Source organism: Chroococcidiopsis sp. [FACHB-1243], from assembly GCF_014696895.1.
GTDB lineage: Bacteria > Cyanobacteriota > Cyanobacteriia > Cyanobacteriales > Chroococcidiopsidaceae > Chroococcidiopsis.
Genome location: NZ_JACJQX010000023.1, coordinates 38753 through 53054 on the forward strand (window position 1 = coordinate 38753; position 14302 = coordinate 53054).

General features: G+C 44.8%; 10 protein-coding genes and 1 tRNA gene. 5 read left to right on the top strand and 6 right to left on the bottom strand.

The genetic code is table 11. The features are described 5' to 3' along the window. Positions 1-108: 108 nt before the first annotated feature. Positions 109-576 (top strand): hypothetical protein, encoded by a 468-nt coding sequence (locus tag H6G17_RS17900; protein ID WP_192159416.1) that lies wholly within the window; start codon positions 109-111, stop codon positions 574-576. A gap of 44 nt (positions 577-620) precedes the next feature. After that, complete coding sequence (locus H6G17_RS17905) at positions 621-1283, top strand: class I SAM-dependent methyltransferase (protein ID WP_192159418.1); 663 nt, start codon at positions 621-623, stop codon at positions 1281-1283. A 32-nt stretch (positions 1284-1315) separates the two neighbouring features. On the opposite strand, the gene H6G17_RS17910 is transcribed toward H6G17_RS17905, so the two are convergent. After that, entirely contained in the window at positions 1316-2182 is an 867-nt protein-coding gene (locus H6G17_RS17910; protein WP_192159420.1) for a rhodanese-related sulfurtransferase, read from the bottom strand. Between the two features lie 128 nt (positions 2183-2310). Here H6G17_RS17910 and H6G17_RS17915 point away from each other — a divergent pair. Continuing rightward, positions 2311-2383: transfer RNA gene (locus H6G17_RS17915), tRNA-Ala, on the top strand. A gap of 28 nt (positions 2384-2411) precedes the next feature. Here H6G17_RS17915 and H6G17_RS17920 read toward each other — a convergent pair. The 4 genes from H6G17_RS17920 to H6G17_RS17935 form a co-directional block, all read right to left on the bottom strand. Beyond that, positions 2412-3881, bottom strand: coding sequence for an HlyD family efflux transporter periplasmic adaptor subunit (locus tag H6G17_RS17920; RefSeq protein ID WP_192159421.1), 1470 nt, complete (start codon positions 3879-3881; stop codon positions 2412-2414). 77 nt (positions 3882-3958) lie between these two features. Beyond that, complete coding sequence (locus H6G17_RS17925; RefSeq protein WP_192159534.1) at positions 3959-6892, bottom strand: peptidase domain-containing ABC transporter; 2934 nt, start codon at positions 6890-6892, stop codon at positions 3959-3961. A 106-nt stretch (positions 6893-6998) separates the two neighbouring features. Continuing rightward, positions 6999-7730: a peptidylprolyl isomerase gene (locus tag H6G17_RS17930; protein ID WP_192159423.1), complete on the bottom strand. Its 732-nt coding sequence runs from the start codon at positions 7728-7730 to the stop codon at positions 6999-7001. A 512-nt stretch (positions 7731-8242) separates the two neighbouring features. After that, entirely contained in the window at positions 8243-10231 is a 1989-nt protein-coding gene (locus H6G17_RS17935) for a hypothetical protein (protein WP_192159425.1), read from the bottom strand. Positions 10232-10495: 264 nt separating this feature from the next. On the opposite strand from H6G17_RS17935, the gene H6G17_RS17940 reads away from it, so the two are divergent. Then, a complete protein-coding gene (locus H6G17_RS17940; protein ID WP_192159427.1) occupies positions 10496-12010 on the top strand; it encodes a HAMP domain-containing sensor histidine kinase in 1515 nt (504 codons plus the stop codon). Here the strand turns inward: H6G17_RS17940 and H6G17_RS17945 are convergent. Continuing rightward, a complete protein-coding gene (locus H6G17_RS17945; RefSeq protein ID WP_192159429.1) occupies positions 11990-12658 on the bottom strand; it encodes a response regulator transcription factor in 669 nt (222 codons plus the stop codon). The two genes, H6G17_RS17940 and H6G17_RS17945, sit on opposite strands and share 21 nt — an antisense overlap. A gap of 369 nt (positions 12659-13027) precedes the next feature. Here H6G17_RS17945 and H6G17_RS17950 point away from each other — a divergent pair, with 369 nt between their 5' ends. Then, the gene (locus H6G17_RS17950) at positions 13028-14278 is read left to right on the top strand and encodes a Zn-dependent hydrolase (protein WP_192159430.1); all 1251 of its coding nucleotides are present in this window, start codon (positions 13028-13030) and stop codon (positions 14276-14278) included. Positions 14279-14302: the final 24 nt, after the last annotated feature.

A 14302-nucleotide genomic window follows, 5' to 3' on the forward strand; every position in this document is an offset into this window, starting at 1 on the left:
CATCTTAACTATAGAAGCTATACCAATCGCTCGTACTAGCTTTATATAAGCTTTCTCATACTCCTGAGAATTTATCCATTTAAGCAAAATTACTCAGAGGAATTTAACATGAATTTGACTGGATTGAAATGGACGAAAAATGTTAAAGACCAAGATGGTAGATATTGGGCTTACAAAGACAAAGCTGAATATATTGAACCAGCAGAAAATATTTTTGGTTTAAACTGGAAGTACAATCAATATGAAAATGCTTGCAAGCCTCAAAAAGACGATTTCATTATTTTAAGACAACACGCTAGGGTAACTCATGTGGTTCGAGTTTTAGATAACGAATTGTACAAAGAGTTGACAGCAACGGAATTTAGTCTTTATCGAATGGTAAAAGCAGTTTGGATGGCTGCTGATTGGCATAACCCTCCAACTTACGAGCAAGTATTTGGTCAAAAAATCTTTTTTCCGAGAGATGAAAGAGTTATCAATTTAGAAAATATGAATATCTTCCAAGAAAATCGGAATTCAGATTCAGGATTATTAGATTTTCAAAAACACGTTCAACAATTATTTCAGATTAGTTAGTTATTGTAACTACTCACTACTCACTGCTCGCTACTCACTCTACAATGACTTGGCAAACTCTTGGATTAGAGCAATATTTATATGATTACTTATTATCCGTTTCATTGCGAGAACCAGAAATTTTGACGCAACTACGTCAAGAAACTGCTCGACACCCATTAGGTAAAATGCAAATTGCACCCGAACAGGGACAATTTATTGCCTTATTATTGCAATTAATCGGAGCAAAGAAAGCTTTAGATATTGGTGTATTTATGGGCTATAGTTCTTTATTCATGGCACTAACGCTACCCATTGATGGTATAGTAGTAGCGTGTGAAAAAAGTGAAGAATATGCTGCGATCGCGCGTCACTGGTGGCAGCAGGCAGGCGTAGCAAATAAAATTGACTTGCACGTTGCACCTGCAAAGGAAACCCTTCATCATCTCATAGAAACAGGTGCATCTGAAACATTTGATTTTGCTTTAATTGATGCCGACAAGAGCAATTACGATAGTTACTACGAACAAGCACTTCAGCTTATACGTCCAGGCGGATTAATTGCCATTGATAATGTTTTATGGTCGGGACGAGTTGCCGATCCACAAATCCAAGATAATCGCACTAAGAAATTACGTTCTTTAAATCAAAAACTTCATCAAGATCGGCGGATTACTCTTAGCCTTGTACCAATTGGAGACGGTTTAACTTTGGCAAGAAAGGTGTAATTAGTCATTTGTCATTTGTCATTAGTTGCTACTCACTTGTTTAGTCTTGCCTGCTGGCGGCTTCTTTTCTCTTCCGTAAGAATATCAAAGCAATCAGGACAGGAAATTCCTTCTTCGTACTTTTCCGATTGTTTATCTAATTCTGAAATTGGGTGTCCGCAACTACGACACATTTCATGATTACCTGGTGCTAAACCTTGTTGTACAGCTACCCGTTCGTCAAATACAAAACACTCTCCTTGCCACAAATTTTCTTCAGATGGAACTTCCTCTAGATATTTCAAAATTCCACCTTTGAGATGATAAACTTCCTGAAATCCTTGAGACAGCATGAACGATGAAGCTTTTTCACAGCGAATTCCTCCCGTACAAAACATTGCTACCTTCTTATGTTTGTCGGGGTTGAGATGTTGACGCACGTATTCAGGAAATTGTCGAAATGACTGAGTTTGTGGATTTTGCGCTCTTTGAAAACTCCCAATTTTTACTTCATAATCATTGCGGGTGTCAATCACAACGACTTCAGGATCGCTAATAATTGCGTTCCAGTCTTGAGGATTGACATAAGTACCGACTTGCTGACTCGGATCTGCTTCCGGTATTCCAATGGTGACAATTTCCCGCTTCAACTTCACCTTCATCCGCTCGAATGGGGGTGTTTCCGCATGAGATAACTTATACTCTAAATCTGCCAATCGCGGATCGGAGCCAAGAAAAGCAAATACGGAGTCAATCGCCATTTGGGAAGCAGCCGCAATTGTACCGTTAATTCCCTCCTGTGCTAAGAGAATCGTCCCTTTCACCCCTTGAGAAAGGCAGTAAGACAGTAACGATTCGCGTTTTTCGGCGCAGTCTGGTAAGCTGACAAACTTGTAAAACGTGGCAACAACCTGAGTCATGGCTCTGAACTGGTAGAAATTTCTGGAATATTTTTGATGATTTTGCTCGTTTAGCTCTTGACCATATTGTTTTAGAGTAGCTATAATAACAAAGTTGTCGAAAAAACGACAGCAAGTTCATGACTCGCGGGGGTTTAGCTCAGTTGGTAGAGCGCCTGCTTTGCAAGCAGGATGTCAGCGGTTCGAGTCCGCTAACCTCCATATTCAATGACTAATTATTTAATCCCAACTACCGAATCGACTCTACACTTCTGACTTGCTTGTCAAATAAATCGGTCAAAATACTCATAACCGATCGCTTGCGGATAATAATCCCAGCATTGACTCCCATCCCAGATTGTAAGGAAATTGGTCTGCCATTCACCGATAAATTCTGCGATTCTAGTTGAATTTTGGCAGGGAAAGCGTAGTATTGTCGCTCTTGAGTTGGTGCTAAAGCATCGGAACCAACCCATACGATTTTTCCTTTGAGTGTACCGAATTCAGTAGAAGGAAAAGAATCGACTCGCACTTCCACTTTCATTCCCTCGCGCACGAAGCCGATGTCCCGATTTGTCAGATATACTGAAGCAACCAAATTATCGTTGGGAACGATTTTTAAAATTGGTTTTGTATCACCTATCACAAAACCCGCCGCACGGGGTTGTAAATCAAATACAGTTCCATTCACTGGAGATTTAAGCTGCTGATATTTGACAGATTGTACGGCTTTACTAATTTGCGCGTCAATTTCTGCTAATTTTGTCTTATTTTCCAATCGCTTTTGGCTTAATTGACTATCAATCTCCGCTATTTTTTTGTGATTTTCGGCGATTTTACTATGAACTTCTTTCGCTGAGGTGGCAATTGTATTTTGTAATTCTTCCTTAGCTCGATCGATAGAAATTGCTAACTTTTGTTGTTCGGCTGCTAGGCGATCGACCTCTCCTTGTTTGGTAATAACTTCCTGTTGCTGGCGTTCGTATTGAATTTGAGAAATTGCCCCTTCTCCAGTTGCCAAGGGAGTAATTCGCTTTAAAATTTGGTTGTTGACCTTGAGAATTTGCTTTGCCGTTGCTAGTTCTTTTGCAGTCTGCGATCGCTGTTTTTCTAATTCTTGAACTTGCTTCCGCGCTGCCTGAACTCTCGATTGAATTTCATTTTGACTGGCTGTCAATAATTGACTTTGATTATTCGCAAAATCTGTTGTTTCTCCAGAGGCAATATTACCACCCTTTAGAACATTTTGAAAATAGCGATTTTCCGACATCAAATCGGCACGCAACTTCAACAGAGAAACCAGATCGGCACTTCCAGAAATTACAGGTTTACTACTATTAATTGCCTGGTCGTAAAACTGATTTTCTTGGACTAAACTAGAGCGAACTTTTGTGAGAGAATCTAAGTCAGCTTGAGGTGAAGTCGGGTCTAAAGTGACTAAAAGCTGATCTTTTTTCACGCTCTGACCGTCTTGAACGTGAATTTCTCGCACCACTCCCCCCGTGGGAGCTTGAATTTCTTTAACTGCCCCTAGCGGCTCTAATTTGCCCGTTGCAACTACAGTTTGATCGAGTTTAGCAAATGTCGCCCAGGCGATCGCCGAAGTTGTCGCACCGACAATCAACCAAATAAACAAATGCGACCACAAAGCAGGACGGTTAAGTACTACTGATGAATTTAGGAATTGTTCCTCAGATTTGGCTAACGGTTCGGTATTCATAGTTGCGATTCCTGTTGTCGATGGCGGTATCCGTATGTAGGGGCGCACAGCTGTGCGCCCCTACACGAGGGGAATATTTACAGTTGCGATTCCTGTTGTTGGTAGAGACAGAAATAACGTCCTCTCAAAGCCATTAATTGTTGATGAGTGCCTTGTTCTACCACGACTCCTTTATCCATTACCAAGATCGCATCGGCATTTTTTACCGTGGCGAGGCGGTGGGTAATGAAAAATACGGTGCGCGAGTGAAATGCTTCTGCCAAATTCTGACAAACCTGCCGTTCCGAATCGTAATCGAGGGCGCTGGTGGCTTCGTCCAAAATCAGCAATTTGGGATTTTGCAGTACCGTACGGGCGATCGCAATCCTTTGTCTCTGTCCTCCCGACAGCGCCGAACCCCGTTCCCCAACGTTGGTGTTGTAACCGTTGGGTAAAGACATAATAAAGTCGTGGGCGACGGCAATTTTCGCAGCGGCAATAATTTGCTCTGAACTCGCCTCTGGATTCGTTAGGGCAATATTTTCTTGCACTGTGCCGTTAAATAACAACGTGTCCTGTAACACCATGCCGATTTGTCGCCGCAGGGAATACAACTCAACTTTGCTAATATCGTAATTGTCAATTTGAATCGTCCCTGTCGTCGGTTCGTACAGACGCGGTAACAACTTCGTTAGGGTACTCTTACCCGAACCACTCTGCCCGACAATCCCAACAAACGTACCCGCAGGAAATTCTAGATTTACATTAGTCAGTTGAAACACACCGCTGTTGCCAAAGCGGAAAGACACGCCATCAAATTTGACTGCCCCTTCAATTTCAGGCATTGGCAGTTGCGCCCGGTTTGCCTCGTCTACTTCTGGGTGTGCGTCGAGAATATCACCCAAACGCTCGATCGATAAAGCAGTTTCTTGGAAGTTTTGCCACAGTTGAATCAACCGCAACAAGGGACTGGTGGTGTAGCTAGAAATGATCCGAAAGGCGATTAATTGTCCCAGGGTTAATTGTTGGGAAATCACCAGATATGCCCCAACCCACAACAGTAATAGCCCAGAAAACTTATTGAAAAATCCGCTCACCGAACTTGCCGTAGTGGAAGTCACCACGGTATTAAACCCAGCGCTGATGTAACGGGCGTAGCGTTCGTGCCAATGCCAGCGCGATTTAAGTTCGATGTTTTGCGCTTTGACTGTTTGAATTCCCGAAACAACTTCCACTAAATACGACTGAGTATCGGCGTAGCGTTCTGCTTTCACCCGCAGTTGCTTGCGGACGATGGGCGCGACGAAAATTGTCAACAGGGCAAAGACTGGGACTGTTGCCAGGGCTACAAGTGTCAGTATCCAACTGTAAAAGAGCATCACGGCGATGTAGATCACCGAGAACACGGCATCTAATACTACCGTCAGAGCAGTACCCGTGAGGAATTGCCGAATATTTTCTAACTCGTTGATCCTTGAGGCTAATTCTCCGACACGACGGCGATCGAAATAACTTAAAGGTAGACGTAGCAGGCGATCGATCACTTCCGAACCTAAAGCAATGTCAATGCGGTTGGTGGTATCGACAAATAAATAAGTTCTGACTCCCGTGAGCAAGGCTTCAAATAGCGCTACTCCAAGCAACAGAATGCCTAAGACATTTAACGTATCCAAAGCGCCGTTAACTAAAACTTGGTCGATGATGACTTGGGTAACGAGGGGATTGGCTAAACCAAATAGCTGCACGAAAAATGACGCGATCAAAACTTCGATCAACACGCCGCGATGGTGGGCGATCGCCGGAAGAAACCAGCGCAAGCTAAATCTTTCCGTCGTTTCCCCCGGACGCGCTTGTAACAGCAATACTTGCCCTCCCTCGCCCCAAGCACGGGCAAAATCGGCAGGGGTTTGACGGTGAATCCCGATTTCGGGAACGGCAAGCGTCAGTTCTTTGTCGTCGCAGGCGTAGAGAATTGCCAAGCTATCGTGATAGCGGATTAAAGCAGGAGTTTTGATCCGCGCGATCGCTTTGCTGGGGACTTGAATTAATTGGGCGCTCATGCCCAACATCTCGGCGATCGCGCCGCAGCTTTGCAAAGAAATTGTCCCGAGAGATTTCTGCTGATTTTCCAATACCCGCCGCACCGTGTCCCGTCGCCACGATACGCCCAAATATTGACACAACATTTGGAAGCAAGCCATTGACGCACCGATTTCTCCCTGTCCGCGCACGAAGGGATATTTTACAGATTTGGTGTTGGTTGCTGGGGCTACTGGGGGTTGTTCTGGGGCGTAGGGAACTTCTAGATCGGTAGGAGCAAGTACGACGGGCATAGTTCGTTCGATTTCCTGGGGTAATTTCACGCCCAGCAGCCGCACCCCTGGCTCTGTAATTGTGGGGGCTGAACCGTTCAGCTCGAAACGGTTGCCGACAATCGCCTCCGCTCCACTACTAATCAGCCAAGTGCGATCGCCACGCAATCGCGTCCCATCTGCTTGCCCTGGGGCTAAATTTAGTACCTCGACGGACGGACTCAGTTGAAATACCAAGTCTTTCAGTTTCGTGGCACTGTCGGCGCGACGTTGGAGTTCTAAACTCAAGAGTTCGCACAATTCCGCATGAGAAAATTGCGCTTTGATGTGTTGGGCAAAAGTCGGTTCGGCTGAAAGACTTGCTAAAAAGTCGGCGGCGGGAATTGCGATACAAATGACTTCCGTAGAGGCGATCGCGGTTTCACAGGGAATGTTGCGAATCAAACCCGCCCAACCTAAGACGGTTTTCGGTTCGACTAAACCCAAACTTACGGGGCTTTGCTGGCGGCGATCGTAGCCTATTAATCTAGCAGTACCTTGGTAGATAACTAACACCTGCGTCGGCATTTTTTCCCGCACGAGTAGCGGTTGCCCGATCCGATAGCGCCACAATTGACATTTCGTTGCTAATTCCTGTAAAGTCGTTGCTGGCAGCGGATGGAATAAATTTGTTTGAGCGAGAAATGCCTGAAATTGAGAGCTAGAAATAGTAGCTGTCATGACGAATTCAGAATTCAAAAGTTAAAAGTCAAAATATGCCAAAATCAGAATTTGCAGCTCGATCGGCTTGATACTGTGCGGGGTCTGACTTGGCTACGGGCAAACGCTAAGACCAAGAAAATTGCAATGGTTCGAGCTGTTGAATTTGTTCGTTCAGCCAGGTTTCAAACATTTCGTTGAGCAAACGCTGCCGCATATTTGCATCTAATTGAGCTGGTAGCAACTTTTCCAGTCGGACGATCGTAAACCAGTTTTCGATCCGAGTCGGTCGCCAAAGCTGCCCTGGTTGACCGATGGAGAGAATTTTGGCAAGAGTTGGATTGAGTTGACTTAATGGCACTGGTCCGATGACTCCGGCTGTATTTGCCTCCGATCCTTTGGAGTATTGTTGTGCCATTTCAGCAAAGGTTTGCTCCCCTTCGAGGATGCGAAAGTAAATTTCTTGTGCCAGCAAACCGTCTGTTGTCCGCAGTAAGGAAAAAATAGCTTGGTCGAAAGCTGCTTTGCGACTCATAAAATAAGACTCGACCTTTGCACTCCAAGTATCTTGTTTGAACTTCTCAATCAGGAGCGATCGCACGGCGACTTCTGCCATCTGTGCCTCACTCATGCCAGCTCTTTTTAACCAAGCTGCTCTTGACTCTGGAGCGTTTATGTGATACTGTCTCTCAAAATGCTCGATTGCTTGTTGGCGTTCGGCTTCGGTACAAAAATAAGGAGCGATCGCGCGATCGATCGCAATTCCCCGCATCAACTGCGGTAGCAATTGATAGCGACTCAATAGAGACGGAATTTCTTGAGTGGGAATGATGCTGTTTAATTGAAACTCTTGTGCCATATCAATATACAGATATATAAATTTACAACCCTAGCTGAAAAATGCATAACATAATTTGTGTTCGACTAGGGTTGCTCATAATTGTCCTTGCGAATACTAATACTAATCTTGATTTAGCCGATCTCGCGGGAAAAGGTAAAAAGTCTTTATTCTTTACTCAATTGGCTTCCCTACTAACTTTTGATTAGCGCTGTATAGGTAAAAATTCCCCACATTAGCTGCATACTAAATTTACTCCCATCTCATCTTATCCATGTCACCTTTAGCGGAATTAGCTTTTCTTTGGCAATCTTTGATTTTTCTTATGACGTTATACTCCAACTATGGAAAATTAAATGACAAAACAACTAAAGTTACAAGAATTTCGGATTTCTTGATAAAAGTTTATTTGCATAGAGCAGGGAGCAGGGATCGAGGGAATCTCGTAGCGAGTGCGATCGCGCTAGGCTAGAACAAGTGGAGTAAGCTGAAGTTACTCCGCTTGTGCGCTTTGCTTGAGATCTACGAGAGGGTTAGGGTGTTATTTGCACAAAATCATCAACTGTAATTTGACTAGCTTGAATCCCTTCGAGAATAGTTACGTGCGTCTGACTTCCTACATCGTTCAACCCTTCAAGCTTCCAGCGAATTTCAATATTCTGCCCAACTTGAACAATATCAAGGTCGCTGAAACTGAAAGGAGGACCATCGATCGTTGTCAGTAGCCCCAATAAATCTCGACCATCCTGAAAGTCTTGGATGATATCGCGATCGCTACTCAAATAGAAGCGATCGACCCCGGAACCACCTTGGAGTACATCGTCGCCCGTACCCCCATTCAAGCGATCGTCACCTGCTCCAGCAATCAAGATATCGTTACCCGAATCGCCATCAAGTTTGTCATCTCCATGACCTGCACGCAACTCATCATCGCCAGCGTCGCCGTAGAGAATGTTGTTGCCTTGAGTGTCTTTTAAGCGATCGTTACCCGCACCACCACTGAGAGTATCGTTGCCTTTGCCGCCGCCGATCGTATCATCGCCATTAGCACCGATTAGGGAATCGTCGCCGTTGTCCCCTTCTAATACATCGTCGCCTCCATCCCCATGCAGAAAATCATTCGCTTCACCTCCATGTAAAGAATCGTTGCCGTCATGACCAAATAAATAATCATTTCCGCTCTCACCGTATAGGGAATTATCCCCTCCACCTCCGTGTAAGGCATCGCTGCCATCGCCTCCTTTTAAGAGATCGTTACCTCCACCGCCATAGAGTGAGTCATTCTCTTGCCCGCCATAGATCTCATCATCCCCAGTTTTGTCAGGTAGAGTATTGTCTCCTTTATAAGATTGGGCAATGACTTCTGGATAGGCTTCTGGAAGCGGAAAGGAACTATCAGCAAACAGAGGACTTTCTCGATTTTTTAGATAGCGATCGAAAAAAGCAGTGAGATAGTCATTAGTAATCTGCGTAACTCGATTGGGATCGATTAGTTCAAAGTTCTCATGTTCGTAAGTTTCAATAGCCGCTTGAGGATTGAAAAAGTAATTCAAGAATTCTGTTAGAGCGCCTAGCTCCATGCCAGAATCTCGCAAAAGCGGAAATAGAAAGGGGACATCACTGGTATAGTGCAAGTGGGTTGTCCCCTTAGTGGTCACTTCATATCCTTCATTTTGAAGATTATTGAATAAGGCTTTATCGTCGGGTTCTCTTGATATTTCATCGGAACTGATTTCTGTACCAAAAGCCACGTTGTTGAACTGTAGATAGGGTTGAGAGAGGCTAGCATTAGGCGTATCACCCCGCAACGTGCCATCTAAATTTGCCCCTGCTTTGAAACGAGGATCGATTGACAAAATCTCAGCGGCAGTTGCACCACCCGTAGACACTCCTAAGACACCGACTCGATCCAAATCTAATCTCCCGTTAAACAATCCTGTTGGATCGTTTCCTGTATTGAATTTTTCCAGCTCGTCCAAGACAAATTGGATATCTCTGGCTCTAGCAGCGACGTTTTGGGCTGCATCAGGTAGGGGAGAGTGGGAAGCAACTCGCCCATCGGGAAGTATATTCAGGGCTGATTCGTAAGTATGGTTAATCGCAACAACGATATAACCTTGACTAGCTAATTCTTCTGCCCTGACGGTGTTAAATTCAGGTAGATCGCCACCGCCGTGAGACAAAAATAGGACTGGATATTCCGATTCTGTTGCTGCAACTGGAGCGTTCTCGACACTATGAGTAGAAATAGATTGAATAAGGTTGACAAAATCTTGCGGCGGTACTCCAAACCCAGATGCAAGCGCACGACTCAATTCTTCACTCATGTAAGGTGCGGTCGTAGCTCCTGGAACTTTTTCACTGGGATACCAAATTTTTGCCGTTATTTCCCGCTTATCATTAGGCTCTTCTGTGAAAGGTTCTTCTCGCTCTGGATCGGCAAAGTCAAGAGAGGTTGTTCCCACGGCATAATTACCAGTTGGAGTTGGGAACGAAGGCGCTTGAGTTGTATTTGTTTCCATAGCAGTAATATCCTGGTTCGTATTTTGGACGACCTGTTCTAGGGCTATCTGTGTTGGTGTTTATCCTACGAATGGAGTGACTGCGTGCAAATCGGTCGCCCAGTCAAATTGGTAAAACCAATCGGTTAGTCTTGAATTTATCCAATCGGTCAGGGTCTTTAGATGACAGCCTTTGCATCGATGCCCGATCTAACCGATCGGTCAATTCCAAATCTGAAGATTGTGATATAGCATCATGGAGTTGAATATCTCTAAAATTTATTTATGGGGCGATCGCTCAAGTCAGGTCAATGGTTGCAATTTATTCAATTAATTTGGCACTTAATTTGGCACTGGCTCAGCCGACACGCTCAATACTGGTTGACCCGCCTTAAATCACGCCCAGACTCAGCGGACTACTTGACTTGGCGGCATCAATTTTTACAAAAGCGATTGCGATTAGGACTATGGTTAGCGTTGTTTTGGCAGTCGCTCGTATCGGCTGAAGGTCTTTACTCTGTTTTGTTTGAGTTTGAGAGATTGAGAGCAGTTGCCTTCAGTACCTATGGAGATGCATCGATCGCGGAGCGATGGAGAGTTGCATCCATTGTTTACTACCTCAGCGCTGTTGTCATTTTATTGGCTTGTGCGATCGGACAAAAAACAACCTGGGGACGACGGTATCCCGAAGCGCTATTTCTACTTTTTGCCTGTTCCTTGAGCAGTCTTACACATATTATTTTCACTTTCGTCAGTCTTCCTGAAACACCACCATCCCTGTTATTTCTCATTTTTGCAGTGCTGGTTCCAGTGCATTGGAGATTGCATTTCATCTATCAAGCCGTAGCCATTGCCTATTATGCGGTTTTTTATCCCATAACTGGTCTGGCTACCCTTGAGTATGCAAAAATCCGCGATCTTTACTCAAGAGAACTTATTATCCAACTCGCCTGTGCTTGCTCGATTAGTATTCTGTCAGTGTACCTATACGAACGCTTGAAGCGATCGGAGTTTGAAGCCAATCGCCAACTACGAATATTTCTGCATTCTGTATCGCACGATCTACAAACTCCAGTTGTGGGCAGCTCAATCGTGTTGAAAAGCTTATTGAATAAAGCTACGAATGAATTAGACGATAAGCTGATAGTCAAGCGATCGACGATCGAACGGTTATTGCAAGGAAGCGATCGCCAGCTCGCCTTAATTAATTCTCTTCTCGAAGCTCACACTGCTGAAACACAAGGTGTTATTCTCCATTGCGAACCGACTCAACTAAAGCCGTTAGTAGATTCAGTCCTCATTAATTTAAACCACAATTTAACCAAAAAACGCATTCAACTGATCGATCGCATCACGGACGATCTGCCTATTGTGAACGCCGACACCAACCAGCTTTGGCGAGTGTTTAGTAACCTGATCGGGAATGCACTTAAGCACAACCCTCATGAAATTCAGTTAACGTTGGATGCGAAAGTGGTGGAATCTAGGCAGATCCAGAGGCAGGTAAGAGTATGGCAGAGTAACGAAGTGGAAAGCGTGAAACTCGTTCAACCTCAAGCTCCAATGCTACTTTGTGTGGTGCAAGATAGCGGCATCGGTATTGCTTTAGAGCAATGCCAGCACTTATTTGAACTCTACGCCCGTGGGACAAAGGCACGATACACGCCAGGATTAGGATTAGGGCTGTATCTCTGCAAGCGAATTGTAGAGGCGCATGGTGGCAAAATTGGCGTTGTTAGTCGTCTGGGTGAAGGATCGACATTTTGGTTCACCTTGCCCTTATACCCAACCCGATCGTAGCGCCACAACCGCTGCTCGCACTCGGTCATCAACTGCTAACTTGTTCATAATGCTGCGAATATGGGCTTTTACAGTGCTGAGGCTAATGTGCAGTGTAGATGCAATTTCAGGGTTGCTACGCCCTTCCACAATTAGCTCTAACACCATACGCTCTCTTTCACTCAGCGGATTCGCCAGTTTAGCACGAGCCGCAGGCTGCAAGTGTTTAACGACGCACTGAGCAATTTGAGGATCGAGATAGGTGGCTCCATCTCGAATGCAGGCGATCGCCATTACCAGCTTTTCTAATCCTAAGCCTTTGACACAATATCCATCTGCCCCGCTCGACAGAGCCGCGATAATTTCCTGTTCTGATTTATGCGAAGTGAGCATCATTACCCGTACCATTGGCAAGCTAGCTTTAATTTTCTGAGTAGCCGCAATGCCATCCAACTCTGGCAAGCCAATATCCATAATCACTAAATCTGGCTTCAGTTCAAGCGCTGCCTCAATAGCAGAATAACCATCTTCCACTTGACCGACAATTAGCAATTGAGGATATTCTTCCAAAAGATGCTCTAAACCCAAACGCATTACTGGGTCATCTTCCACAATTAAGACGTGTAGAGCGGAAAGTTGAAGGCTAAAAGTATTTGTTGAAGGGGGCATGAGCAAGAATCAATTATCGCCTACCGAGCAAATTAAGCAATGACTTTGGCTAACCGGAGAGATAGTACAAGACAATTTCTTACATCAAATCCGTCTGAAAAAACATCTTTTATTTTTATTAAATCCTTGTAACGTAGAACTCTCTAAAAATAAATTCAAGGATTTTTAATCTAAATTTTGTTCGATTGTTTGGTAAACAATCAATACTATAGCAATCTCATTTAAATTTTGAAAGGATTAGGAGAAAAAACGGAGAGCGATATTGGAATTTCCTCAATTTTGTACCTGAATTAACAATCTCAATTAAAAAGTAGAGTATACTGTATACAAAGATGTCGGGAATAAATACTCTAGTCTGAGATAGTGCCAATGGTAGATACTTTATCCCAACTGTCGATAAACAGCGATCGCCTCATCCAGAGCATCGAACAGTTAGCGCAAATTGGCGCTTTGCCTGGTGGAGGAGTGCGTCGGATTGCCTACAGCGCTACGGATATGCAAGCTCGCGATCGGGTGCAACAATGGATGCAAGCCGCAGGGATGAGCGTCAAGATCGATCCGGCTGGCAATATTGTCGGTAAATATCCCGGCAAATATCCCGACGCAGCAGCCTTAGCAACGGGTTCCCACATCGATACCGTACCGAATGGCGGACGCTACGATGGTGCGTTTGGAGTCTTGGCAGGCTTGGAAGTGGTAAGAGTCCTGCAAGAACAGCAAATTCAACTGAATCACTCTCTAGAAGTCATTGTCTTCACCGATGAAGAGGGGACGATGATTGGCAGTAAAGCAATGTCCGGTAGAGTCATTCTCGATCCGGCGACATATCCCCGTGTTGATGGCATCGACATTCAAACTTGTTTGACGCGGGTTGGCGGCGATTGGAGGCGACTGACAGAAGCACGTCGCACCGCCGCAGACATCGCAGCTTTTGTCGAGTTGCACGTCGAGCAAGGACCCGTTTTAGAATGCCTTGGCAAGCAGATCGGTGTTGTGGAAGGAATTGTCGGACAAAGACGCTACATTATTACCGTTAAAGGTAGTTCCAGCCACGCGGGTTCTACACCAATGCAGATGCGACAAGATGCCTTGGTAGCTGCCTCAAGAGTTGTACTGGCAGTGAATAAAATTGCGCATACCCCAGGGGGGCAGCAGGTAGCAACCGTAGGCTGGATGGAAGTTTTACCTAATGCTGCGAATGTCATTCCTGGGTTAGTGAAGATGAGCTTAGATATTCGGGATTTATCCAGCCAGCATCTCGATAATTTAATGGCACAACTGCAAGCAGAGATAGAAACGATCGCCGTTGAAACTCAGACTTATATCGATTTACAACCTCGTTTGCGGAACGAGCCAGCCTTAGCAAAACCGCAGATCCAACAGGCGATCGCGCAAGTGTGCGAAGATTTAAGGCTGAGTTACACCCATCTACCCAGTCGCGCCAGCCATGACGCTCAAGAACTCGCCACTTTCACCGATATGGGGATGATTTTTGTTCCTAGTAAAGCGGGTGTCAGTCATGCTGAAACGGAATTTACTTCGCCACAACAGTGTGCTGAAGGAACGAATGTTTTATTGCATACGTTTTTAGAGTTGGATCGGCAATATCGCTGTCATTAGTCATTGGTCATTAGTCATTGGTGG